The 25,237-nt window shown below is 63.7% G+C and carries 22 protein-coding genes; 14 read left to right on the top strand and 8 right to left on the bottom strand.

Features of this window, described 5'->3' with window-relative positions; genetic code table 11:
- Positions 1-673: 673 nt before the first annotated feature.
- The 12 genes from BLU32_RS15175 to BLU32_RS15120 all read left to right on the top strand — a co-directional run bounded on the left by BLU32_RS15175 (position 674) and on the right by BLU32_RS15120 (position 14,873).
- On the top strand, positions 674-2,278 hold the full coding sequence (locus BLU32_RS15175) for an ABC transporter substrate-binding protein (RefSeq protein ID WP_093808324.1): 1,605 nt from the start codon (positions 674-676) through the stop codon (positions 2,276-2,278).
- 95 nt (positions 2,279-2,373) lie between these two features.
- A complete protein-coding gene (locus tag BLU32_RS15170; RefSeq protein WP_093808322.1) occupies positions 2,374-3,381 on the top strand; it encodes an ABC transporter permease subunit in 1,008 nt (335 codons plus the stop codon).
- A gap of 16 nt (positions 3,382-3,397) precedes the next feature.
- Complete coding sequence (locus BLU32_RS15165) at positions 3,398-4,312, top strand: ABC transporter permease subunit (protein WP_093808320.1); 915 nt, start codon at positions 3,398-3,400, stop codon at positions 4,310-4,312.
- Positions 4,313-4,315: 3 nt separating this feature from the next.
- The gene (locus tag BLU32_RS15160) at positions 4,316-5,173 is read left to right on the top strand and encodes an ABC transporter ATP-binding protein (RefSeq protein WP_093808318.1); all 858 of its coding nucleotides are present in this window, start codon (positions 4,316-4,318) and stop codon (positions 5,171-5,173) included.
- Positions 5,170-6,000: a dipeptide ABC transporter ATP-binding protein gene (locus BLU32_RS15155; protein WP_093808316.1), complete on the top strand. Its 831-nt coding sequence runs from the start codon at positions 5,170-5,172 to the stop codon at positions 5,998-6,000. The genes BLU32_RS15160 and BLU32_RS15155 overlap by 4 nt, the downstream gene beginning before the upstream one ends.
- A gap of 125 nt (positions 6,001-6,125) precedes the next feature.
- Positions 6,126-6,473, top strand: coding sequence for a helix-turn-helix transcriptional regulator (locus BLU32_RS15150; RefSeq protein WP_093808314.1), 348 nt, complete (start codon positions 6,126-6,128; stop codon positions 6,471-6,473).
- Positions 6,470-7,489 (top strand): ACR3 family arsenite efflux transporter, encoded by a 1,020-nt coding sequence (arsB, locus tag BLU32_RS15145; protein WP_093808312.1) that lies wholly within the window; start codon positions 6,470-6,472, stop codon positions 7,487-7,489. The genes BLU32_RS15150 and arsB overlap by 4 nt, the downstream gene beginning before the upstream one ends.
- Before the next feature lie 34 nt (positions 7,490-7,523).
- A complete protein-coding gene (locus BLU32_RS15140) occupies positions 7,524-8,747 on the top strand; it encodes an MFS transporter (protein WP_157727706.1) in 1,224 nt (407 codons plus the stop codon).
- 137 nt (positions 8,748-8,884) lie between these two features.
- Positions 8,885-10,129 carry an FAD-binding oxidoreductase gene (locus tag BLU32_RS15135; RefSeq protein WP_093808308.1) on the top strand — a complete coding sequence of 415 codons (1,245 nt, stop codon included), beginning with the start codon at positions 8,885-8,887 and terminating at the stop codon, positions 10,127-10,129.
- 12 nt (positions 10,130-10,141) lie between these two features.
- A complete protein-coding gene (locus BLU32_RS15130; RefSeq protein ID WP_093808306.1) occupies positions 10,142-11,176 on the top strand; it encodes a 4-hydroxyproline epimerase in 1,035 nt (344 codons plus the stop codon).
- Between the two features lie 72 nt (positions 11,177-11,248).
- Positions 11,249-12,361 carry an ATP-dependent RecD-like DNA helicase gene (locus BLU32_RS15125; protein WP_093808304.1) on the top strand — a complete coding sequence of 371 codons (1,113 nt, stop codon included), beginning with the start codon at positions 11,249-11,251 and terminating at the stop codon, positions 12,359-12,361.
- A gap of 61 nt (positions 12,362-12,422) precedes the next feature.
- Positions 12,423-14,873 carry a Tex family protein gene (locus BLU32_RS15120; RefSeq protein ID WP_093808302.1) on the top strand — a complete coding sequence of 817 codons (2,451 nt, stop codon included), beginning with the start codon at positions 12,423-12,425 and terminating at the stop codon, positions 14,871-14,873.
- Positions 14,874-14,887: 14 nt separating this feature from the next.
- Here BLU32_RS15120 and BLU32_RS15115 read toward each other — a convergent pair whose 3' ends face one another.
- The 3 genes from BLU32_RS15115 to bfr all read right to left on the bottom strand — a co-directional run bounded on the left by BLU32_RS15115 (position 14,888) and on the right by bfr (position 17,861).
- Positions 14,888-15,748, bottom strand: a complete 861-nt coding sequence (locus tag BLU32_RS15115; protein WP_157727705.1) for a 2-keto-4-pentenoate hydratase — start codon at positions 15,746-15,748, stop codon at positions 14,888-14,890.
- A gap of 123 nt (positions 15,749-15,871) precedes the next feature.
- Positions 15,872-17,032 carry a lipase family protein gene (locus BLU32_RS15110; protein ID WP_157727704.1) on the bottom strand — a complete coding sequence of 387 codons (1,161 nt, stop codon included), beginning with the start codon at positions 17,030-17,032 and terminating at the stop codon, positions 15,872-15,874.
- Positions 17,033-17,375: 343 nt separating this feature from the next.
- Entirely contained in the window at positions 17,376-17,861 is a 486-nt protein-coding gene (bfr, locus tag BLU32_RS15105; protein ID WP_093808296.1) for a bacterioferritin, read from the bottom strand.
- Between the two features lie 242 nt (positions 17,862-18,103).
- On the opposite strand from bfr, the gene BLU32_RS15100 reads away from it, so the two are divergent.
- Positions 18,104-18,502, top strand: a complete 399-nt coding sequence (locus tag BLU32_RS15100; RefSeq protein ID WP_093808294.1) for a DUF2177 family protein — start codon at positions 18,104-18,106, stop codon at positions 18,500-18,502.
- Between the two features lie 106 nt (positions 18,503-18,608).
- Positions 18,609-19,367, top strand: coding sequence for an SDR family oxidoreductase (locus BLU32_RS15095; RefSeq protein ID WP_093808292.1), 759 nt, complete (start codon positions 18,609-18,611; stop codon positions 19,365-19,367).
- Positions 19,368-19,414: 47 nt separating this feature from the next.
- Here BLU32_RS15095 and urtE read toward each other — a convergent pair whose 3' ends face one another.
- The 5 genes from urtE to urtA all read right to left on the bottom strand — a co-directional run bounded on the left by urtE (position 19,415) and on the right by urtA (position 25,159).
- Positions 19,415-20,110 carry an urea ABC transporter ATP-binding subunit UrtE gene (gene urtE / locus BLU32_RS15090; protein ID WP_093808290.1) on the bottom strand — a complete coding sequence of 232 codons (696 nt, stop codon included), beginning with the start codon at positions 20,108-20,110 and terminating at the stop codon, positions 19,415-19,417.
- Between the two features lie 24 nt (positions 20,111-20,134).
- Complete coding sequence (gene urtD, locus BLU32_RS15085; RefSeq protein ID WP_093808288.1) at positions 20,135-20,881, bottom strand: urea ABC transporter ATP-binding protein UrtD; 747 nt, start codon at positions 20,879-20,881, stop codon at positions 20,135-20,137.
- A gap of 5 nt (positions 20,882-20,886) precedes the next feature.
- Positions 20,887-22,053 carry an urea ABC transporter permease subunit UrtC gene (gene urtC / locus BLU32_RS15080; RefSeq protein ID WP_093808286.1) on the bottom strand — a complete coding sequence of 389 codons (1,167 nt, stop codon included), beginning with the start codon at positions 22,051-22,053 and terminating at the stop codon, positions 20,887-20,889.
- 28 nt (positions 22,054-22,081) lie between these two features.
- Positions 22,082-23,734, bottom strand: a complete 1,653-nt coding sequence (urtB, locus tag BLU32_RS15075; RefSeq protein ID WP_093808284.1) for an urea ABC transporter permease subunit UrtB — start codon at positions 23,732-23,734, stop codon at positions 22,082-22,084.
- A gap of 126 nt (positions 23,735-23,860) precedes the next feature.
- Positions 23,861-25,159, bottom strand: a complete 1,299-nt coding sequence (urtA, locus tag BLU32_RS15070) for an urea ABC transporter substrate-binding protein (protein WP_093808282.1) — start codon at positions 25,157-25,159, stop codon at positions 23,861-23,863.
- Between the last annotated feature and the right edge of the window lie 78 nt (positions 25,160-25,237).

Raw genomic sequence — 25,237 nt, 5'->3', positions numbered from 1 at the left:
GGCTTTTCCTTGCATCTCTCGTCATCTCGACCGCCATTTCAGTCATGGCAACAGGTCCTGACCCTAGGGTGTGGCCCATGAATGAGGCTGACATGGCATGGAAGCTGGCGAAATATCGCGAGGAAGGGCGTGCAGCGCGGGACGTGTGCCCGGGCGAGCGTACTGACGACGCGGTGCGAGGCCATTTCCATGTCCGCCGGATTTGGCCGGATTGCGCCTCCTCTTCGTCGCGATAGGCATTGAAAATGTTCGCATTCCTCGGCGCTTGCCGTTTCTTGACGAGACGCAATCCACCTCAAACCATGGCAATCCCATTTGTGGATCTACACCCTGGCGCGCCCGGAAACGGTAGCAGGCGCGCGCCGGACCTTTCGGCTGCCGCCGGCCTGCACCGCATTGCCCGGCTTGCGCCGAACCTGTCGGTCAGCCGTCCGGCAAGCGCGCAATGGCGAAATGCGGCAGCTTGGCTACACTGCGCGTGAACTCTCCGGAAGGTGGCGTGTCAAAGGGTCAATTTTCCAAAAATTACCTTTATTTGAAATTGTAATTCTGTTGTCTGGGCCGGATTGCGGCACTATTGTGCGCATTAGGCCGCGCCCTTGGAACAGGACAAGCTCGAGCATGAGCGCAACGTTCGTTTGCGTCGGCCAAAAAATAAACGGGAGATTTAAATATGATCATTCGCCGCACCATGAAAATTGCACTCATGGGCGTCAGTCTTGCCATGTTCGCGGCGTCCGCCGCATCGGCAAAGACCCTCGTCTATTGCTCGGAAGGTTCGCCGGAGGGCTTCGATACTGCGCTTTACACGGCCGGTACGACCTTCGATGCTTCCTCCAAGCCGGTTTACAACCGACTTGTGGAATTCAAGCGTGGAACAACCGAGGTCATTCCCGGGCTCGCCGAAAGCTGGAGCGTTTCCGACGACGGGCTCGAGTACACGTTCAATCTGCGCAAGGGTGTGAAGTTCCATTCGGTCGACGGCTTCACCCCGACCCGCGACTTCAATGCCGATGACGTGATCTATTCGTTCGCGCGTCAGCTCGACCCGGATCATGCCTGGCATTCCTATACGCCGGGCGCCTCCTGGGAGTATTTCAACGGCATGTCGATGCCGGATCTCCTGAAGGATGTCGTCAAGGTCGACGACTACACGATCAAGTTCGTGCTGAATCGTCCCGAAGCGCCGATGCTCGCCAATCTGGCGATGGATTTCGCCTCGATCCTGTCCGCCGAATATGCCGACACGCTCGAAGCTGACGGCAAGATGGAACTGATGAACCAGGTTCCGGTCGGCACCGGCCCGTTCCAGTTCGTCGGGTATCAGAAAGACGCGGTCATCCGCTATCAGGCCTTTGCCGACTATTGGGCCGGCAAGCAGCCGATCGACAATCTGATCTTCGCCATCACCACCGACGCATCGGTTCGCCTGCAGAAGCTGAAAGCCGGCGAATGCCACGTGGCTCCCTATCCGGCGCCAGCCGATGTCGCCGACATCAAGGCCGATGAAGCGCTGAACCTGCTGGAGCAGGAAGGGCTGAACGTCGGTTATCTGGCCTACAACACCCAGATGGCGCCGTTCGACAATCCGAAGGTGCGCAAGGCGCTCAACATGGCCATCAACAAGCAGGCCATTCTGGACGCCGTGTTCCAGGGCGCCGGCCAGGCGGCCAAGAACCCGATCCCGCCGACGATGTGGTCCTACAACAAGGCTGTCGAGGACGATCCGTTCGATCCGGAAGCCGCGAAGAAGATGCTTGAGGAAGCCGGCGTCACGGATCTCAAGATGAAGATCTGGGCAATGCCGGTGCAGCGTCCCTACAACCCCAACGCCCGGCGCATGGCCGAAGTGATCCAGGCGGATTTCGCCAAGGTCGGCGTCGAGGTCGAGATCGTGTCCTACGAGTGGGGCGAATACCTCAAGCGCTCCAAGGAAACCGACCGTGACGGTGCGGTGCTTCTCGGCTGGACGGGGGACAACGGCGATCCGGACAACTTCCTGGCCGTCCTGCTGGGGTGTGACGGCGTTGGCGGTTCCAACCGCGCGCAGTGGTGCCACCAGCCGTTCGAGGACCTGATCCAGAAGGCCAAGACGCTTTCCGACAAGGGCGAGCGCACGAAGCTCTACGAGGAAGCCCAGGTGGTCTTCAAGGAGCAGGCGCCGTGGGCGACCATCGCCCATTCGGTGGTGTTCATGCCGATGTCGACCAAGGTGTCGGGCTACGTCATGGATCCGCTGGGCGGCCACTGGTTCGACGGCGTCGACATCGCCGAATAGACAGTCGAACGGTGCCGTGACTTTTCGGTCCGGCACCGCCTCGCGGCAAAGCGCGCCGGCCGGTCGCGGCCGGCGCGCACGTCTGGATGAACCCCATGTTCCGCTTTCTCATAAGCCGACTGGCGCTGCTGGTGCCGACTTTTCTCGGTGTCACCATCGTCGCCTTCGGATTCATTCGCCTTTTGCCCGGCGATCCCGTGCTTCTGCTGGCCGGGGAACGTGGCATCACCGAAGAACGCTACAACGAGCTCATGGAGCAGTTCGGCTTTTCCCGGCCGATCTGGGAGCAGTATTTCGATTATCTTGTCGGATTGCTTCAGGGCGACCTCGGCATTTCGATCGTGACCAAGAAACCGGTGGTGACCGAGTTCTTCACCCTGTTTCCCGCGACCGCGGAACTCGCGCTTTGCGCCATCATCCTCGCCGTTGCGGTCGGCATTCCGGCCGGGATCTTCGCCGCGGTCAAGCGCGGGTCCTTCTTCGATCAGACGATCATGGGCACCGCGCTCATCGGCTACTCGATGCCGATCTTCTGGTGGGGCCTGCTGCTGATCATTCTGTTTTCCGGCATTCTGCAGTGGACGCCGGTGTCGGGCCGCATTTCGCTGATGTTCTACTTCCCCAAGCCCACCGGCTTCATGCTGATCGACAGCCTTTTGTCGGGGCAAAGGGGGGCCTTCGCCTCCGCCGCGCGGCATCTGATCCTGCCCACTATCGTGCTGGCCACCATCCCGCTTGCCGTGATCGCGCGCCAGACGCGCTCGGCGATGCTGGAGGTGCTTGGCGAGGACTATGTTCGCACCGCCCGTGCGAAGGGGCTGACGCCTTTCAGGGTTGTCGGTTTTCATGCGCTGCGCAACGCACTCATTCCGGTAATCACCACGATCGGCCTGCAGGTCGGCGTCCTGCTCGCCGGCGCAATCCTGACAGAGACGATCTTTTCCTGGCCCGGCATCGGCAAGTGGATGGTCGACAGCATCGCGCGGCGTGACTATCCGGTCGTGCAGGGCGGGCTGTTGATGATCGCCGCCATCGTCATGGTGGTGAACCTGACGGTTGATCTGCTTTACGGGCTGATCAATCCGCGCATCCGTCACAATTGAACGTCGAGGCACACATATGAGCACCATCGACAAGAGTGCCGTCGTCGTCGCGGAAAGCCGCAACGCCACCCGCAAGATGCTGACGGAGTTCTGGTTTTACTTCTCGCACAACAGGGGCGCGGTGGCGGGTCTCGTCGTCTTCGTCGCCCTGGTGATCGTGGCGCTGGCCGCGCCCATTGTCGCGCCGCACGACCCGGATGTGCAATATCGCGACTACTTCCTCACTCCGCCGGTCTGGCAGGAGGGGGGAACCTCGATGTTCCTGCTGGGCACCGACGCGGTCGGGCGGGACATGCTCTCGCGCCTGATTTTCGGCGCACGGTTCTCGTTGTTCATCGGGCTCGTCGTCGTCGGCATCGCGCTGACCGGCGGCATCGTCATCGGCGTGATCGCGGGCTATTTCCGCGGCTGGGTGGACACGGTGATCATGCGGGTGATGGACGTGATCCTCGCGTTTCCCTCGCTGTTGCTGGCGCTGGTGCTGGTTGCCGTGCTCGGGCCGGGGCTGATGAACGCGATGATTGCCATCGCCATTGTGCTGCAGCCGCATTTCGTGCGCTTGACCCGTGCGGCCGTCCTGACCGAGCGCACCCGCGATTACGTCGTCGCGGCACGGCTTGCAGGCGCCGGCAACACCCGGCTGATGTTCAAGACGATCCTGCCGAATTGCCTGGCGCCACTGATCGTGCAGGGCACGCTGTCGTTTTCCAACGCAATCCTGGATGCCGCAGCGCTCGGCTTCCTCGGCATGGGCGCGCAGCCGCCAACGCCGGAATGGGGCACGATGCTTGCCGAAGCGCGCGAGTTCATCCTGCGCGCCTGGTGGGTGGTCACCTTCCCGGGCCTTGCGATCCTGGTCACCGTTTTGGCGATCAATCTCGTCGGCGACGGCTTGCGCGACGCCCTCGATCCCAAGCTGAAGCGGAGCTGACGCATGGCCCTTCTTGAAATCCGCAATCTGCGCGTGGAATTCGATACCGCCGCCGGGCCGTTCCGCGCGCTCGACGGCGTCGACTATACGGTCGAGGGCGGCGAGGTGCTCGCCATCGTCGGGGAATCGGGCTCGGGCAAGTCGGTCGCCATGCTCGCCGTGATGGGGCTCCTGCCGGACAGCGCGACGGTCACCGCCGATCTGATGGCCTTCGAGGGCATCGACCTCCGGGACATGCCGGCGGCGGAGCGGCGCAAGGTGATCGGCAAGGACATCGCGATGATCTTCCAGGAGCCGATCGCAAGTCTCAACCCGTGTTTCACCGTCGGTTTCCAGCTCGACGAGGTGCTCAAGACGCATACGTCGCTGTCGCGCAAGCAGCGCAAGGACAAGACGATCGAACTGCTGGAGGCTGTCGGCATTCCCGATCCGCTGCGCCGGGTCGGAGCGTTTCCGCACCAGATGTCGGGCGGCCAGTGTCAGCGCGTGATGATCGCGATTGCAACGGCCTGTCAGCCAAAGCTGCTGATCGCGGACGAGCCGACAACGGCGCTCGACGTCACGATCCAGAAGCAGATCCTCGATCTCCTGACGACCATGCAGCGCAACACCGGCATGGGTCTGATCATGATCACCCACGACATGGGCGTGGTCGCGGAGACTGCCGACCGGGTGGTCGTGCAATACAAGGGGAAGCAGATGGAGACGGCGGATGTTCTCACGCTGTTCGAGAATCCCTCGCATCCCTATACCAAGGCACTGCTGTCGGCCCTGCCGGAAAACGCCACCGGCGACCGGCTGCCGACGGTTGCCGACTATGAGGCGATGATGCAGGCCGATGTGCGCGAGGTGCAGCCATGAGCGACCCGATCCTGAAAGTCCGCGACCTGAAGCGCGACTACGTCATCAGCGGGGGCATGTTCGGCAAGAGCAAGCTGCTGCACGCGGTCAAGGGCGTGAGCTTCGACGTTGCGCGCGGCTCGACGCTGGCGGTGGTCGGGGAATCCGGCTGCGGGAAGTCGACGCTTGCGCGCATGCTCACGATGATCGATCCGCCGACCGCCGGCATCATCGAGATCGACGGCGAGGCCATCGATATCGCCAGCCACGGCATCACCCGAGAGATGCGCCAGGCCGTGCAGATCGTGTTCCAGAACCCTTACGGCTCGCTCAATCCACGCCAGAAGATCGGGGCGGTGCTCGAGGAGCCCTTGCTGCTCAACACCTCGATGGGTGCTGCCGAGCGGCGCGATGCAGCACTTGCCATGCTGGAAAAGGTGGGCCTTCCGCCGGAACACTACGGCCGGTATCCGCACATGTTCTCGGGCGGTCAGCGCCAGCGTGTGGCGATTGCCCGCGCGATCATGCTGCGCCCGAAGCTGCTGGTGCTCGACGAGCCGGTGTCCGCGCTGGACCTCTCCGTTCAGGCGCAGATCCTCAATCTTCTGCGCGACCTGCAGGACGAGTTCGACCTGACCTACGTCTTCATCAGCCACGACCTGTCGGTGGTGCGCTACATCGCCGACGAGGTGATGGTGATGTATTTCGGCGAGGCGGTCGAACACGGCACGCGCGATCAGGTGTTTTCCGATCCGCAGCACGACTACACCAAGACGCTGTTCGCGGCCACGCCGCGCGCCGACGTCGCCAGCATCAAGAAGCGTCTGGCGGCGAAATCCGCAGCCTGAGGCATTTGCGGTGCGCTAATTATCACACCGTGCGTATGGACTTGTGAGAGACGCGCCGCGTCGCTTCGCGGCATGTCATCAAACCTTTGCTTGACGCGGCTATTTAATTCGATACATCTCGAATTATGGATAAAAAAGCCGCCATTGCCGCGTTGTCGGCACTCGGTCAGGAGACCCGCCTGGATGTCTTCCGCCATCTCGTGACAGCGGGACCGGAGGGCGTGGGCGCGGGCGATCTCGCGCAAGAGCTCGACGTCAGGGCCAACACGCTCTCCACGCATCTCGCCGCTCTGGCGCGGGCCGGGCTGATCAGCGCCGAGCGCGCGGGCCGCGCGATCCGTTACCGAGCGGACCACGATGGTATCCGAGCGCTGTTCGATTTCCTGCTGCACGACTGCTGCAAGGGGCGGCCCGAGCTCTGCGGTCCTTTTGCACCTTCCCGATCCCCTGAAATCACGAAAGCTGAACGATGAGCATCTTTGAACGCTATCTCTCCCTCTGGGTCGGGCTTGGCATCGTCTCCGGCGTTATTCTTGGCAACCTCGTCCCCGGCGTTTTCGCGCGGCTTGCAGACTTCGAATACGCGTCGGTCAACCTGCTGGTCGCCGTGCTGATCTGGACAATGGTCTATCCGATGATGGTGGCGGTCGATTTCACCAGCCTGAAGGATGTGGGCAAACGGCCCAAGGGGCTGGTGATCACGATTGTCGTCAATTGGCTGATCAAGCCCTTCACCATGGCGGCTCTTGGCATCCTGTTCTTCAAGCATGTGTTTTCCGGGCTGATCCCGCAAGAAGATGTCAGCCAGTACATCGCCGGGCTGATCCTTCTGGGCGCTGCTCCTTGCACGGCAATGGTGTTTATCTGGTCGCAGCTCACCAAGGGTGATGCCAACTACACGCTGGTGCAGGTTTCGCTCAACGACGTGATAATGGTGTTCGCGTTCGCGCCGATTGTTGCGCTGCTCCTGGGTGTCACCGACATCTCCGTGCCGTGGGACACGCTGCTCTTGTCGGTCGGTCTTTACGTGGTCATTCCGCTGGTCGCCGGCGCGCTGACCCGCTTTGTACTGACGGGGCGGGGCGGGGAGCCGGCGGTGACGAAATTCACCGCGCAAGTGAAGCCGGCCTCGATCCTCGGCCTGTTGCTGACCGTGGTGCTCCTTTTCGGTTTCCAGGGTCCGGTCATCCTGGAGCGCCCTGCGCTGATTGCGCTGCTCGCCGTGCCGATCCTGATCCAGTCCTACGGGATCTTTGCGCTTGGTTACGGCTGGGCCTATCTGTGGAGGCTTCCGCACCGGGTCGCCGCGCCTTGCGCGCTGATCGGCACATCGAATTTCTTCGAACTGGCGGTGGCCGTCGCCATCGGGCTGTTCGGTCTGAACTCGGGCGCGGCCCTCGTCACGGTCGTCGGCGTTCTGGTGGAAGTGCCGGTGATGTTGAGCCTCGTGGCTTTCGCCAACCGGACCCGCACGCGGTTCCCTGGATGATGCGGGGCGCTTTGCCGGGCGCGGAGCTGACCGGGTGAGCCCTGCCACCCGGGCCGTGCTCCTGCTCGGCATCACCCAAATTATCGGATACGGCACGCTGATCTATGCGGTTGTTCTTGCCGTGCCGCAGATCTCCGACAGCTTCGGCTGGTCGCGGGCCTTCGGGCTCAGCGGGTTCTCACTGGCGCTCATCGTCGCGGGCCTCGCATCGCCGCGCGCGGGGCGGTTGATCGAACGTTTCGGCGGACGAAGCGTCATGGCGACCGGCTCGGCGACAGCGGCTCTCGGCCTTGCCGCCATGTCTCTTATCGAGGGGCCCGTCTCCTATCTTCTGGTCTGGACTGTACTCGGCCTTGGCATGGCGGGGACGCTTTACGATCCCGCGTTTGCCACGCTCGGATCCCTGTTCGCGCATCGCGCGCGCCGGTTGATCACGTCGCTCACGCTGATAGCCGGATTTGCGTCCACGGTCGGATGGCCGACAACGCTGTTCCTGCTCGAAACCTACGGCTGGCGGGAGACGTATCTGGTCTTTGCCGCCGTGACCGCATGCGTGGCGCTGCCCCTGCATCTCTTGCTGCCGCGCCCCGTACAGCCGGCATTTCGCACTAGCCCCGCCGCCGTGCCCGGCCCGGTGACGGAGGACGCGGGCGTCGTTGCCGACGGGCTTGCGCGCAAGCGCATCTTCATGCTGCTTGCGGTCGCCTTCAGCTGCGCGGCCTTCCAGTTCGTCGGACTGTCCGCGCATCTTCTGGCTCTTCTCCGGGATATGGGCATGCCGGCTACCGCCGCCGTCATGGTCGGCACCCTGATCGGCCCGTCCCAGGTCGGCGCGCGTGTTCTTGAGCTTTTCTTCGCCCGCAATGTGTCGCCTCTTGCCGTTGGGCTGACATCTGGGGGCGTCATTCTGCTTGCGTTTGCCGTCCTGTCCCTCTTTGGGGTCGGTACGCCGAGTGCTGCGGTTTTCGCAGCGCTTTATGGCGGGTCGAACGGTCTGTCCACCATCGTGCGCGGCACCTTGCCGCTCTATCTGTTCGGGGCGGACGGCTACGCGGTGCTGCTCGGCCGGATCGCACGACCGGTGCTGATCGTCGGCGCCCTTGCCCCTTTCGCGCTCGGCGTGGCTTTCGATTTCGCCGGAGCCTGGGCCGCATTGACCCTGGCCTTCGTCGCCAGTTGCCTGTCCTGCGCGGCGCTCTGCATGATCCTGGTGCACTGCCGACGCAATGCACGGGTCAATTTGCCGGTTGCGGAGTGAAAAGCGCGCGTATATTCTTGATATATCATGAGCGCGCTATCGCTTGGCCTGGCTGGTCTGGACACCTTTCTGGCCAGGTGTTTCAATGCCGTGCTGATCATTGTCGCGCCGGATATGCGGAGATCTGATTCCAGGACATGACAGACAGTTTCTCCGTTCACATCATCGGTGCCGGGATCATTGGCCTTGCAACGGCGGCCACGCTATTGGCGCGGGGGCACGCCGTGACGCTCATCGACCGGAACGATCCGGGGTCAGGCGCGTCGCGGGGCAATGCGTCCGGCATCGCCTGGACGGATGTCGCGCCGCTGGCCTCGCCGGGCGTCTGGCGCAAGGCTCCGGGGTGGCTGCTCGATCCGCTCGGGCCCTTGTCGGTCCGTCCGTCTTATGCACCAGCAATTCTCCCCTGGATGCTTCGGTTCCTCTCTGCGTCGCGTCCGGCCGCGTTCAAACGCTCCGTGTCCGCGATTGCCGCGCTGAATGCCGAGGCGCTGCCGGCTTGGGAGCGGCTTTGGGCGGAAACCGGCACCGGCGGTCGGCTGCGCGCGGAGGGATGTCTCGATGTTTTCGACAAGCCGGGTGAGGTCGCCAGGGCACGGGCCGGGTGGCAACTTCAGCGCGAGCACGGCATCGAGGTACGTGAGCTTTCTGCGGATGAAATCCGGGACATGGAGCCGGACCTCGGGCCAACGGTTGCCGGCGGGGCGTTCCTTCCCGGCTGGTCGCATCTCGACGATCCCCATGCCATGTGTCTGGATCTGGAACGGGTCGTGATCGAGCGCGGTGGTACGTTCCTGCGGGGAAATGTCGTGAGCGTGATCGACACCGAGAGGGGCGCCCGTTTGCGAATGCGGGACGGGCCTGTTCTCCATGCCGACAAGGTGGTCATCGCCTGCGGCGCGTGGTCGAAACGGTTGGCCGAGTCGCTTGGCGAGGACGTGCCGCTCGACACGGAGCGCGGGTACAACATCACGGTGCCGGAGCCGGGCGTGTCCTTCCGGCGTTTCATCATGCTCGCGGGCTACGGTTTCGTGATGTCGCCGATCGCGCAGGGACTGCGGATCGGGGGAATGGTGGAGTTTGCCGGGTTGACGTCACCACCGAACTGGGCGCGGGTCGATGCGCTTGTGTCGCGGGCGAAACGCATGGTGCCGGCGCTTTCGGTCGAGGGCGGAGAGCGCTGGATGGGATTTCGTCCGTCGCTTCCCGACAGTCTGCCGGTCATCTCGCAAAGCCGTCGCGCCGCGCATGTCTGTTATGCCTTCGGGCACGCGCATCATGGTTTGACCCAGGCCGCAACGACGGGGGAACTCGTCGCCGACATGATTGCCGGACGCACGCCGGCGATCAATCTCGCGCCCTATGCGATCGACCGTTTTTGAGGAGAGGCGCCGATGGCGCGGCACACGTTCTTTTGCATCGACGGACACACTTGCGGCAATCCGGTGCGGCTTGTCGCCGGTGGTGGACCGGTGCTTGGCGGAGACACGATGCTGGCGCGCCGAGCGGATTTTCTCGAACGTTTCGACTGGATCCGCACAGGGCTGATGTTCGAGCCGCGTGGGCACGACATGATGTCCGGCACGATCCTCTATCCGCCGACGCGGGACGACTGCGATATCGGTGTCCTTTACATCGAGACCTCCGGCTGCCTTCCTATGTGCGGCCATGGCACCATCGGCACCGTGACGATGGGGCTTGAGGAGGGGCTGATCCATCCTGCGACACCCGGCATCGTGCGCCTCGATACGCCTGCCGGGCTGGTCACCGCCGAATACACGATGGACGGCGAGCATGTTGCCTCCGTCCGGCTGACCAACGTGCCGGCGTTTCTGGCGGCCCGCGATCTGGAGATCGACTGCCCGGAGCTTGGACGAATTACGTTCGATGTCGCCTATGGCGGAAACTTCTATGCGATCATCGAGCCGCAGGAAAACTTCCCCGGCGTCGGATCCGTCGAGGTCGACCGTCTGGTGTCGATCAGTCCGGTTCTGCGCGAGCGTCTCAACCAGACCTTCGAGATGGCACATCCGCTCGATCCGCGCATTCGCGGCATCACCCATGTGCAGTGGACGGGGCCCGCGACCCAGCCGGGCGCGGATGCGCGCAACGCGGTCTTTTACGGCGACAGGGCGATCGACCGCAGCCCCTGTGGTACCGGAACTTCGGCGCGGCTGGCGCAATTGCACGCGCGCGGGCGGCTCAAGACCGGCGACAGTTTCGTGCATGAAAGCGTGATCGGCTCGCTTTTTACCGGTGGCGTGAAGGAAGAAACACGGGTGGGCGATCTGCCGGCCATCGTTCCCACCATCGAGGGCTGGGCGGTCCGCACCGGAACCTCGCAGATCACGCTCGACCCGCGCGATCCCTATATGGCCGGTTTTTCCGTGACCGGCACGGGGGTGAAGGTCTATCCCGCCCCGCAATAACGCCGGACTTGCGGGGTGCCCAATGGGGCACAAAGCAGGTACACAGGGGCGGTTGGCAACGGGAATCGCTTCATGGATTGGTCACCGCAGCAGGAAGCCGCGCTCGCAGAAACGGCGCGCTGGCTGAAATCGCGCGACAAGCAGGTATTCAGGCTGTTCGGCTTTGCCGGAACGGGCAAGACGACGCTCGCCCGGCATCTGGCGGCGGGTATCGACGGGGACGTCGCCTTCGGCGCCTTCACCGGCAAGGCGGCGCATGTGCTGCGCCAGAAGGGCTGCGACGGGGCAACGACCATTCATGCGATGATCTATCGCCCACGCGGTCACAAGGAAGAGACCGACGACGAAGAGGGCGGACCGAGCTTCTCGATCAATCGCGACAGCGTCGCTGCCAAGGCCAAGCTGATCGTCATCGACGAATGCTCGATGGTCGATGAGGATCTCGGACGCGATCTGCTGTCGTTCGGCACGCCGGTGCTGGTGCTGGGCGACCCGGCGCAGTTGCCGCCGGTCAAGGGCGGCGGCTTCTTCACCGAGGCCGAGCCGGACATCATGCTGACGGAGGTCCACCGACAGGCACGCGACAATCCGATCGTGCACATGTCGATGCTGATCCGCGAGGGCGGAACGCTCGATCCCGGCACCTATGGCGACAGCCGCATCATCTCGCGCCGGGAGATCGATGCCGAGGCGATCCTTGCCGCCGATCAGGTGCTTGTCGGGACCAATCGCACACGGCGGCTCTACAACGGCCGGATCCGCGAACTCAAGGGCTTCACCACCCAGATGCCGGCGGTCGGAGACAAGCTCGTCTGCCTCAGGAATGACAAGGCCAAGGGGCTTTTGAACGGCGGTCTGTGGACCGTGGCGCGGCTCAGGCCCTCGCGCGGCAACACGCTGCGTTTCGATGTGAAACCGGAGGACGAGGCCGGCGGCAAGGCGAAGATTTCCGTCAAGGTGCTGCCGGGCCTCTTCGAGGACGGGGCCGAACAACTCCCCTATGCCATCCGTCGGCGCTCCGACGAATTCGACTACGGTTACGCGCTGACGGTTCACAAGGCGCAGGGCTCGCAATGGGACGACATCGTGCTTTTTGATGAAAGCTACGCCTTTCGAGAATACCGCGACCGCTGGCTCTACACCGCCGTGACCCGCGCCGCCCACCGCATCACCGTGGTGCGCTGAGGCGTCGAAATCCACCCTCCTGTGCCGTCGAACCGACATTTTTTCAGGACAGATATCTCCAATGATCGAAACCCAAGCTCCCGCTCCCGCTTCCGCTCCCGCTTCCGCCGGCCCGAAAGACGACCCGGCCCGCGCGAAGGATCTTCTCGCCCGGATCAGCGCCCGCATCGCGGCGGAACTCGGCTGCCGGTCCGAGCAGGTTGTCGCCACGGTGGAAATGCTCGATGGCGGGGCGACGGTTCCCTTCGTCGCGCGCTATCGCAAGGAAGCGACCGGCGGACTGGACGATACGCAATTGCGCACGCTGGAGGAGCGGCTCGTCTATCTGCGCGAGATGGAAGACCGGCGCGCGGCCATCGTCAAGTCGATCGAGGAGCAGGGCAAGCTCGACGCCGATCTCGCGGGAAAGATCGTGGCGGCGGAAACCAAGGCGCAGCTTGAGGATCTCTATCTTCCCTACAAGAAGAAGCGCCGCACCAAGGCGCAGATCGCGCGTGAGGCGGGCCTTGAGCCCTTGGCCGACGCGCTCATTGGCGACCCGAGGCGCGACCCGCAGGCAGAGGCCGCCCCTTACATCGACGCAGAAAAGGGCGTTGCCGACGAAAAGGCCGCACTTGATGGCGCGCGCCAGATCCTGATGGAGCGCTTTTCGGAAGATGCAGCCCTCGTCGGTCGGTTGCGTCAGCATTTGATGCGAGGCGGTGTCGTGCAGTCGCGTGTTGTCGAAGGGCAGCAAGAAGCGGGCGCAAAGTTTTCCGACTATTTCGACTACCGGGAAAAATGGGCGGACATTCCAAGCCACCGCGCGCTGGCGCTTTTGCGCGGGCGCAATGAAGGCATTCTGGCGCTCGATCTCAATGTCGATGCGGAAGACACCGCGCCGGTCAAGCCGGTCGAGCGCATGGTGATGGCGGCGGCGGGGATCTCGGACGAAGAGCGTCCGGCGGACCGCTGGCTTTGCGAGACGGCGCGCTGGGCCTGGCGGGTGAAGCTCGCGCTGCATCTGGAACTCGACCTGATGACGCAATTGCGCGAACGCTCCGAGGATGAGGCAATCAATGTCTTCGCCCGCAATCTAAAGGATCTGTTGCTGGCCGCGCCGGCGGGTCACTCGACCGTGCTCGGTCTCGATCCCGGCATCCGCACGGGTGTCAAGGTCGCGGTGGTCGATGCAACCGGCAAGCTGGTGGAAACGGCAACGGTCTATCCGTTTCAGCCGCGCAATGATGTTTCAGGGGCGCGGGCTACACTTCTGGCGTTGATCGCGAAGCATAAAATTGCACTGGTCGCCATCGGTAACGGAACCGCGAGCCGCGAGACCGACCGGCTGGTCGGCGATTTGATGGGCGACATTCCGGTTGCGGCGCGGCCCGTGAAGGTGATCGTCAATGAAGCGGGCGCTTCCATTTATTCGGCAAGCGCTCTTGCCGCGCGAGAATTGCCCGGTGTCGACGTCTCGCTGCGCGGCGCCGCCTCGATTGCGCGCCGCCTGCAGGATCCGCTGGCGGAACTGGTCAAGATCGAGCCGAAGTCGATTGGCGTCGGGCAGTATCAGCACGACGTGAACCAGACCAAGCTCGCGCGTTCGCTCGACGCCGTTGTCGAGGATGCGGTGAATGCCGTTGGCGTCGATCTCAACACGGCGTCCGCGCCGCTTTTCACCCGCGTGTCGGGTCTCTCAGCCGGGCTGGCGGATGCGGTCGTGGCGCATCGCGACGAAAACGGCGCGTTCCGGGCGCGCAAGGATCTGCTCGCCGTCGCCCGTCTCGGGCCGAAGGCGTTCGAACAATGCGCCGGCTTCCTCCGTATTCCAGGGGGCGATAATCCGCTCGACGCCTCGTCCGTGCACCCCGAGGCCTATCCGGTGGCAAAGCGCATCGTGAAGGCGTGCGGGCGGCCCTTGTCCGAGGTCATGGGCAATGCCCAGCGGCTGAAGGCACTCGACCCGGAAGATTTCGTCGACGAAACCTTCGGCCTACCCACCGTGCGCGATATCCTGCTGGAGCTGGAAAAGCCCGGCCGTGATCCGCGCCCGGAGTTTCGCACCGCAAGGCTTCAGGACGGTGTGGAGACCATGTCCGATCTCAAGCCCGGCATGGCGCTTGAGGGCACGGTCACCAATGTCACCAACTTCGGCGCTTTTGTCGATATCGGCGTCCATCAGGACGGGCTGGTCCATGTCTCCCAGATTGCCGACCGCTTCGTGCGGGACCCGGCCGAGGTCGTGAAGGCCGGCGAGATCGTCCGGGTGCGGGTGCTTGAGGTCGACATGCCGCGCAAGCGCATCGCGCTCACGATGCGCAAGGAGACCGGGACCGGCGACCAGCAGGACGCACGCGGCTCCAATCCCGGCGGACGCGACCCGCGCGGGCGTGGCCCGAAGGGCGGCGCACCGGACAAGCCGCGGCCGAAGGGTGGCGGCGGTTCACAGGGGCGCGGGTCGGACAGTGACTCGGGCGATGGCGCCATGGCGGCGGCGCTTGCAGCGGCTTTCAACAAGAAGAAGCGCTGAGCCGGTCCCGTTTTCTACCGGAAGGATGCGGTCACGCTCGGCGTGCCGGGAAGACCATCGTAGGTGAGGCGCACGCTCAGGCCCGGTTTCATCGGGTTGAGCGGGCCAATGGAACCCACGGAGACGAGATCGCCGGGTTTCAGCGCCTTGCCTTGAGCCTTAAGCACGCCGGCGATCCAGATCACGGCGTTCAGCGGATGGCCGAGAACGGCCCTTCCAGGTGCTGCCGAGATGGTTTCGCCGGTTGCCTCGTCGGAAAGCCGGGCGGTGAAGTCGGCCAGCATGGAGACACCGGCGTCTCCTTTCGGGATCTCGATGAGATCGCCCATGACGCCCCGCCAGGCGCCGACATTGATGGCAGTGATCACCGGGCCGTCGAACCGGGTCTCGGCTGGCGCGACCAGGGCCGGAAGCTCCAGAAACGGACGCACGCCCCGAACAGAGGCGAGCACCTCGGCGGGTGTCGTCGCATCGTTCACGGCGGTGTCGCCGATCTCGACGATCAGATCGGCCTCGAACAGGGCGCGCACGGCATCGGCCGCGCGAACGCTTGCTCCCGGCTTGAGGATCATGTCGCGCAGGAGTGTGCCGAATACGGGTTCTGTGACACCGAACGCCTTTTGCGCGGGAGGCGAGGTGAGGCCCGCCTTGTAACCGACGATGGGGCCGAGGTCCTTCGTGAGCCGTTCAACGACCATTGCCTGGGCGCAAAACCCGTCTTCAAGCGACGCGCCGGCGGCTATCGGGGGTGCTGCGGGGCGGGCTGCTGCTCGATCGGCAACAAAGGTGTCTACCGTTGCCGTATCGGGGCAGGCAGCCTGTGCCGCCGTAACGTGAAGAAGAGCGGCGCCAACCGCCAGAGCAAGACCGATCATTCGCATGCGCGTGTCCCCCGTTCGGGCGCGACCGGCACCCTTCGCCGGAGAGTGCCGCGAGGGGCAGCCAATGACAAGAGGGGTCTGCGCCGTTGTGCTTTGCCCGTCTTGACGGAGCTTGGATCAGGAGAGGTCGTATTGCGCTTGCAGATATGTCCAGTAATTGCCGAGATGATGCTGCCAGAAGAAATCCGTCGGATCATCCGGGTTGTCGCCCGGCACGGCGAAGAGAGGGACCAGCGCTCCGGCCGTCGCGAAATTCAGCGACAGCTGGATATGCGAGAGGATGTTGTCGATCGTTCCCGCAAGGCACGATCCGTTCAGTTCGCTCGCCTCCGGGACTCCCGGAAGCGTGTCGCGGAAGGCGAGCCTTTCGGTCCGAAGCTTTTCCTTGAGGCTATCGGCGGTTCGATACGCATGTGTGATTATCTGCCGGCGTGCGTCCTCGATCGAGGGCTCGACCGTCGCGCATAGGGCTGCAACGCGGGGATCGATGTTGATGTTGCGGATGCCGGCATAGTCGCGCAAGGGATTGGGGGTGTTGATGTCGCCCGGGATCTGAAGGGTGAAGGGTACCTGTGGCACCCACCCTTGTGTGCTCACGATGGTCCAGCCCATTCCCTTGGCGCCGGCGATGGCTGAGAAATCGTAGCCATAGTGATCGTTTCCCGGTTTGGCCGGTGCAAAGACATAGGTCTTGTAGGAGGGGTTGGAAATCGGGGAGAAAATCCCGGAGGCATGGCGGACAAAGGACGTCAGAAGCGTTGCGATCGATGCGCCCTGGCTGTGGCCGGTGACGAGAATTTCCGCGTCCGGATCGAGCGCCAGGGCGGAGAGTGTGGCAAGAAGCGGCCGGTTCGTTGTCAGGAGCATCAGGAAGAGACTCAGGCTGAACCCCAAATGGGTTCCCGCGACCACCGCGCTCCCGCGTTCGTCGCGGGCCAGGTGGAACGGGAAGTCGAGTTTGAAGCCGCCGGTCTCGATGGAGAGATCAAGCCTTGCGTCGACAAGCGGAAACAGCAGGTCTGCAAGGATGCTCGCCTTGCTGTCGATCGTCCCCCGAACGACGATGGCATACTGGTTGGGCCGGGCGTCGTTGCGCCAGACCTGCCAGAAGTTGTCGAGCAGAGTTGGACCGGCAGGAGACAAGGCATCGACCTTCGACCAGCCCAATGACTTCGGGCTCGGCGTGGGTACCGGAATGGCGGGAACGCCATAGATTGCCTGCGAGAGGGCAATCATCGCAGTCGCCTCGGTAAAATCGAAGCCGGGCTGGAGCGGCATATGCCCCTTCCTTTCCTGGATCCGCCGCATAGCCCGGCGATGTCGCCTGGCAATGCCTCCCCGGCCTGGCGGCGTGCCGGATCGGGACCGGCCTGACGGGTGAATGCCCATCGATCATAAAGCAATAATCGAAAAACGGTTGTCGAATTTTATGTCTGCGATTTAAACGAGAGCTTAATGGCAAGCAGACGGGGCGCCAACGACGGCGTCGCGGGCCCGGACGTCTCAACATGGTGATACGGGCGGATCGTCGCACGCAGACACGCTTCGGTGCGGACTTGCAGCGGACCGTTGTGCTGGCGACACCGCCGCGCCTGGCAAAGGCGCGGCGGTGTGGAGGGATTTAGCCTTCGTCGTCGGCAGAGGTCGCGTTGAGGAGAGAATAGCGCTCCACGCCAAGCTTCTCGAGAAGATCGAGCTGGGTTTCGAGGAAATCGATATGGCCTTCCTCGTCCTTCAGAAGCTCCTCGAACAGCTTCATTGTGACGTAATCGCCTTCGTCGTGGCAAATGTCGCGGGACTTGGAATAGGAGGCGCGCGCATCGTGCTCGCCGGCAAGATCCGATTCCAGAACCTCCTTGATGTCCTGGCCGATCCGCAAGGCGCCGACTTTTTGAAGGTTCGGGTGGCCCTCCAGGAAAATGATCCGCTCGATGATCTTGTCGGCGTGATGCATTTCCTCGATGGATTCCTCACGCTCCTTCTTGGCAAGCTTTCCAAGCCCCCAATCGTCGAGCATACGGTAGTGAAGCCAGTACTGGTTGACGGCTCCTAGCTCGAGCAAGAGCGCCTCGTTCAGTCGCTCAATAACCTTCTCACTGCCCTTCATAAACGAATCTCCTGCGTTAAACGGTTCGTCGGCATCATCGGCGATACGCGAACACCTTCCTCAAATTAGAATCATTCCAAACTCATGTGAAGGGGGGCGAGGGCGGTTTGTCCCGCTTTCCTGTGAAAATGCCGTGCGTGTGGCGTTTGGCCGCCCCGCGTTGTCCCTGTCTGTGTTGCGCGGTGAACCGATTGCTTTCCCGCTGCGTTTAACCGTGTATGACAGCGACAAGGGTTTGAAGAATGTCCTATGCGATTGCCTATCTCGCGACTGCCGTCGTGTTCTTCGCCATCGACTACGTGTGGCTGACCCAAGTGGCCAGCTCGTTTTATCGCGACCGCCTCGGCGCCTTGATGGCCGATGAGGTGAATTTCGCGGTCGCTGGCGCTTTTTACATCGTTTATGTGATCGGCATCGTGATTTTTGCGGTCAGCCCGGCGCTCAAGTCGTCCAGTTGGCAGGATGCGCTTCTTTATGGTTGTCTCTTCGGCTTCTTCGCCTATGCGACCTACGACTTCACCAATCTGGCGACGCTGCGCGACTGGCCTGTGGTCGTGACCCTCGTCGATGTGAGTTGGGGCACCTTCGTCACCGGTGTCTCCGCCTTGGCAGGGTACATGATCGCTCGAAATTTCGTCTGACCTTTCGACCCGCCGGCGTCGATAAGTCCGTTCGCGCGGGCTTGCCTTCGCGGATTGCTCTCGCGCATTGTGACGCCCAAGACAAATCTGCATTGGGAGGTCATCGATGACGGGGCAGGGCGACGTGGCGCTTGTGACAGGGGCAACCGCGGGGGTGGGACGTGCCTGCGCGCTCGCCTTCATGAAGGCCGGATACCGTACGGTGCTCGCCGGCCGGCGCTCGGAGCTTCTCGACAGCGCGGTCACGGAGGCTGGCATCGACCGGAACGACGCGCTTTGCGTGCCCTGCGACGTCAGCGATCCGATGGCGGTCGACGCGCTGTTCGAAGCCATCAGGGACCGATTCGGGCGTCTCGATGTCGTCTTTAACAACGCCGGCACCTCGGTGCTCGGCACGCCGATCGGGGATTTGTCCTTCGCCGACTGGCGCAAGGTGATGTCGGTGAACGTCGACGGCGCGTTTCTGGTCGCGCGGTCCGCCTTCATCCAGATGCGCGCGCAGGACCCCCAGGGTGGCCGGATCATCAACAACGGGTCGATTTCCGCCCATGTTCCCCGGCCGGGGTCTGTTGCCTATACCGCCTCCAAGCATGCGATCACCGGGCTGACACGCTCGATCTCGCTCGACGGGCGGGCCTGCAACATCGCCTGCGGCCAGATCGACATAGGCAACGCCGCTTCCGACATGACCGCGAAAATGCCGGAAGGCGTGCCGCAACCCGATGGATCCGTGCGCGCCGAACCGGTGATGGACGCGGCCCATGTCGCAAGCTCCGTGCTCCATATGGCAGGGCTGCCGCTCGATGCGAACGTCCAGTTCATGACCGTGATGGCGACGAACATGCCTTACATCGGCCGCGGCTGACGCGCGCGCTTGGGCCCTATATCGGGCGCGACCGGGCCAGGTTCGCCTCAAACGGTGAGGTGGGAGCGCACTTCGCGCTCGTCCAGTTCGTCGCGTGCGCCGGCAAGCACGACCTCGCCGCGATCCATCACCGCGAAGCGGTCGGCGAGATCGCGGGCGAACTCGAAGTACTGTTCCACGAGCACGATCGCCATGTCGCCGGTTTCGCGCAGGAAGGCGATGGCCCGGCCAATATCCTTGATGATCGAGGGCTGGATGCCTTCCGTCGGCTCGTCGAGAATAAGCAGGCGCGGGCGCATGACGATGGCGCGGGCAATCGCAAGCTGCTGCTGCTGGCCGCCCGACAGATCGCCGCCGCGCCGCGACAGCATGTCCTTCAGGACCGGAAACAATTCGAACACGGTGTCGGGCACGAAACGCTCCTTACGGGGAAGCGGCGCGAAACCCGTCTCCAGATTTTCCTTCACACTCAACAGCGGAAAGATGTCGCGCCCCTGCGGCACGATGGATATGCCGCGACGCGCGCGCCGGAATGCCGACAGGCGGGTGATATCCGTGCCTTCCCAATGGATCGTGCCGCGCGTGACGGGATGCTGGCCGGCGATCGCGCGCAGCGTCGAGGTCTTGCCGACGCCGTTTCGGCCCATCACGCAGGTGATCTCCCCCGTCTTTGCGCTGAGGCTCACGCCTTTCAACGCCTGGGCCGCGCCGTAGTGGAGATCGATGGTGTCGACAGTCAGCATGGGGCGGGACCTTTGAGCAAAACGTCAGCGTCCGAGATAGACATCGATCACCTTCTGGTCGTTGGAAACATGATCGAGCGAGCCTTCGGCCAAGACCGAGCCTTCGTGCAGCACGGTGACTTTCACGCCGAGCGCGCGCACGAAGGCCATGTCGTGCTCCACCACCACGACCGAATGGGTCCTGGCGATCTCGCGCAGGAGATCGGCGGTCGCCGCCGTTTCCGCATCGGTCATGCCGGCAGCCGGTTCGTCGATCAGAAGCAGGTCCGGGTCCTGCGCCAGCAGCATGCCGATTTCCAGCCACTGCTTCTGGCCGTGGCTGAGATCGCCGGCGAGGTCGTCCTGGCGCGCGCCAAGACGGACGGTTGCGAGCAGTTCGTCGATCCGCGTGCGCCCGGCGGCGTCGTCGCGGTGAAACAGCGTTGCGAAAGGCCCGCGCGGGGCCTTGAGCGCCAGCATCAGGTTGTCGCGCACGCTCTGGTTTTCAAACACGGTCGGTTTCTGGAACTTGCGGCCAATGCCGAAGCCGGCGATCTCCGCCTCGTCGTGGGCCGTGAGGTCGATCTTGCCATCGAAGCGAAGTTCGCCCTCGTCGGGTCGGGTCTTGCCGGTGATCACGTCCATCATCGTCGTTTTGCCGGCGCCGTTCGGGCCGATGATCGCGCGCATCTCGTTGCGCCCGATCAGGAACGACAGGTTGTTGAGCGCCTTGAAACCGTCGAAGGAGACGCTGACGCCGTCGAGGTAGAGAAGGTTTTCGGTCTTGCTCATGGGCTCTACTCCGCCGCCTGGCCGCGCGGCTCGGGCAATTCCGTCGCGCCGGAGGAGGCCGCTTTCGGTTTGCGGGCGCTGCGCAGTCTCCGCGCGGCCGAGCGCGTCAGACCGACGATGCCGGTTGGCAGAAACAGCGTGACGAAGACGAAGAGCCCTCCGAGCGCGAACAGCCAGAATTCGGGAAGGGCGGCGGTGAACCAGCTCTTCGCGAAATTCACCAGCACCGCGCCGATGATCGGCCCGACCAGCGTGCCGCGTCCGCCGACCGCGACCCAGATCACGGCTTCAATCGAATTGGCGGGCGCGAATTCGCCCGGATTGATGATGCCGACCTGCGGCACGTAAAGCGCACCGGCAAGTCCGGCCATCATCGCCGAAATCGTCCAGACGAAGAGCTTGTAGTGCTCGACCCGGTAGCCGAGAAAGCGGATGCGGCTTTCCGCGTCGCGCACGGCGATCAGCACCTTGCCGAGCTTGGAGGCGGTGATGGCGACCGCGAGAACGAGGCCGGCCGCGAGCGCCAGCGCGGACGCCGCGAAGAGCCCGGCGCGCGTGGCGTCCGACTGGATGTCGAAGCCGAGAATGTCCTTGAAGTCCGTCAGTCCGTTGTTGCCGCCAAAGCCCATGTCGTTGCGGAAGAACGCGAGAAGCAGCGCATAGGTCATCGCCTGGGTGATGATGGAGAGATAGACGCCGGTCACCCGCGAGCGGAAGGCGAACCAGCCGAAGACGAAGGCAAGGATTGCCGGCGCCACCAGAGCGACCAGCATGGCGAAAGGGAACATGTCGAAGCCGTACCAGTACCAGGGCAGTTCGTCCCAGTTCAGGAACACCATGAAATCCGGCAGGACGGGATCGCCATAGACGCCGCGCGAGCCGATCTGGCGCATCAGGTACATGCCCATGGCATATCCGCCGAGCGCGAAGAAGGCGGCATGGCCGAGCGAGAGAATGCCGCAATAGCCCCAGACCAGATCGAGTGCCAGCGCGAGCAGCGCGTAGGTGAGATACTTGCCCATGAGCGTGACGGCATAGGTCGGCACATGCAGCGGGTGGCTTTCGGGCAGTGCCAGGTTCAGCACCGGGATGAGGATCGCGGCCGCAATCAGGAGCGCCAGCATGACGAGGCGTCCGCCGGTCAGGCCGCCGGAGAGAAAACGGAGCGTCATTGCGGGGAACTCCGGGTCTGTGTCTGGGTCATGCGTCCACCGCCCGGCCCTTGAGCGCGAAGAGGCCGCGCGGGCGCTTCTGGATGAAGAGAATGATGAAGACGAGCACCAGGATCTTGGCGAGCACCGCGCCGGCAAAGGGTTCCAGGAACTTGTTGGCGATGCCGAGCGTGAAGGCGCCGAGCAGCGTGCCCCAGAGATTGCCGACCCCGCCGAACACCACCACCATGAAGCTGTCAATGATGTAGGACTGGCCGAGGTTCGGCGAGACGTTGTCGATCTGGGACAGCGCGACCCCGGCAATGCCGGCGATCCCCGAACCGAGGCCGAAGGTGAGGGCATCGACCAGCGGCGTGCGGATGCCCATGGAGGCGGACATGCGCCGGTTCTGCGTCACGGCGCGCACATAGAGCCCGAAGCGGGTCGCCTTCATCGCCACCAGCAGCGCGGTAAAGACAACAAGCGCGAAGACGACGATCCACAGCCGGTTGTAGGTGATGGTCAACTGGCCGATCTCCATCGCGCCGGACATGAAGGCCGGATTGCCGACCTCCTGGTTGGTCGGGCCGAAGATGGTGCGCACGGTCTGTTGCAGGATCAGCGAAACGCCCCAGGTCGCAAGCAGGGTTTCCAGCGGCCGGTCGTGCAGGAAGCGGATGATGCCGCGCTCGATGGCGATGCCGACGAGCCCCGCGACGAGGAAGGCCGCCGGCAGCGCGACGATCAGCGAATAGTCGAAATACTCGGGCGCGGCGGTGCGAAACAGGCTCTGGACCACGAAGGTGGTGTAGGCGCCGAGCATGACCATTTCGCCATGCGCCATGTTGATCACGCCCATCACGCCGAAGGTGATCGCCAGGCCGATGGCGGCAAGCAGCAGCACGGAGCCGAGCGACAGGCCGAACCAGATGTTGCGGGCCATGTCCCAAAGACCCTGAACGCGTTCCACCTTGGCGATCGCCGCATTGGCCGCCTCATGCAGCGCGGTGTCGGGTCCGTCGGAGATCGAGGTGAGAAGCGAACGGGCGTCGCGGTCGCCGCGCGCGGCAACGGTGGCGATCGCGTCCAGCTTGTCCGGTGTCGGACGGTCGGAGGCAAGCACAGCCGCGGCGCGGGCCTGGCGCATGTGGCGGGCGACGGTTTCGTCGGTTTCGGCTTCAAGGGCGGCGTCCAGCGGTTCGATGCTGTCGACGTCCTGCGCCTTGAAGATCGCGTCCGCGGCTTCGAGCCGGGCGGCCGGATCGGGCGCTCTGAGCGTCAACGTGCCGAGCGCGGTGCGGATCACGCGGCGCAACCGGTTGTTGACGCGGATCTTCTTCACCTCGCGACGCCCGGCCGTGCCGGCCTCTTCCAGCGTGATCGGATCGGTCAGCGCGTAGTCCCGACCTTCCTTGCGTACGATGAAGACGACGTTATCGGCGCGGCGAAAGTAGAGATCGCCCTCGGCCAGCGCCTCGAGTGCCGGAGCGGCCCGCGGATCGCCGGTCGTCGCGAGCGCATTGACTTGTTGCTGGGTCTCGTCGAACCCGCCGGACGCGAGCGCGTTCAACTGCGCGCTCAGCAATTCATCGGCGGTCTGGGCCCGAGCGGTGCCGGCCGAGAGGGCCGTCAGAAACGCAAGCGCCAGACAGATGGCGAGAGCCCTCAGGGCGGCAAAATCGCGTCGCGGGCGGATGGGCATGGTGGACAAGGTCCCGATCGGAAAGTCGAAGGGTGTGCGGGCTGGGCGCGCCCGCCGACGCGGCGAAGAGATGGGGGAGGCGGATACATTGCCCGCCTCCCTCCCCTCTGGATGCGAGGGCCGGGCCTAGCTGCCCGAGCCGCCGCATTTTCCGGTGGCGGTGTTGAAGTTTCCGCAAGACATCGGTGCGCGCCAGTCCGCGATCAGGTCCTTGGACCCTTCCAGATAATCCGACCAGGCATCGCCGACGACGAGGCCGGAGGTTTCCCAGACGGTCTCGAACTGGCCGTCGTCCTGGATCTCGCCGATCAGCACGGGCTTGGTGATGTGGTGGTTCGGCATCATCGCGGAATATCCGCCGGTGAGATTGGGCACCGTCACGCCGACGATGGAATCGATCACCGCGTCGGGATCGGTGGTGCCGGCCTTCTCGACCGCCTCGACCCACATGTTGAAGCCGATGAAATGCGCTTCCATCGGATCGTTGCTCACGCGGGTGTCATCGCCGGTGTAGGCGCGCCAGGTATCGATGAAGTCGAAGTTTACCTCGGTGTCGACGGACTGGAAGTAATTCCAGGCGGCGAGGTGACCGACCAGCGGGCCGGTGTCGAGACCGGCAAGTTCCTCCTCGCCGACCGAGAAGGCGACGACGGGAATGTCTTCCGCCCTGATGCCGGCGTTGCCCAGTTCCTTGTAGAAGGGCACGTTGGCGTCGCCGTTGATCGTCGAGACGACGGCGGTCTTCTTTCCGGCCGATCCGAAGGTCTTGATGTCGGACACGATCGTCTGCCAGTCGGAGTGCCCGAACGGCGTGTAATTGATCATGATGTCCTCGGCCGCGACACCCTTGGACTTCAGGTAGGCCTCGAGGATCTTGTTGGTCGTGCGCGGGTAGACATAGTCGGTGCCGGCGAGCACCCAGCGCTCCACGCCTTCCTCGTTCATCAGATAGTCGACGGCGGGAATGGCCTGCTGGTTGGGGGCCGCGCCCGTATAGAAGACGTTGCGCTGGCTTTCCTCGCCTTCATACTGCACGGGGTAGAACAGCAGGCTGTTCAGTTCCTCGAAGACCGGAAGCACGGACTTGCGCGACACGGACGTCCAGCAGCCGAAGACGGCGGAGACGCCGTTGACCTCGATCAGCTCGCGCGCCTTTTCGGCGAACAGCGGCCAGTCGGACGCAGGGTCGACAACGACTGCCTCGAGCTTTTTGCCGAGCAGGCCGCCCTTCTTGTTCTGCTCCTCGATGAGCATCAGCATGGCGTCCTTGAGCGTCGTCTCGGAGATCGCCATGGTGCCGGACAGCGAATGCAGGATGCCGACCTTGATGGTCTCTTCCTGCGCCTGTGCGCCGGTGAAGGCGGTGGATGCGAGCATCGCGGCGAGCGCGTAGCCGGCCAAGGATTTCGTGTGTTTGACTGTCATTGTTTTTCCCCTCTGTCGCGTCTCCCTGGGAGGAAGAGACGATTGAGGAGAAATCAAGAACCGTGCCATGCGCGGTTT

It is taken from the genome of Stappia sp. ES.058 (assembly GCF_900105595.1).
Taxonomy (GTDB): domain Bacteria; phylum Pseudomonadota; class Alphaproteobacteria; order Rhizobiales; family Stappiaceae; genus Stappia.
Note: the sequence above shows the minus strand (reverse complement) of the source record. Positions and strands in the feature narration are given on the sequence as shown.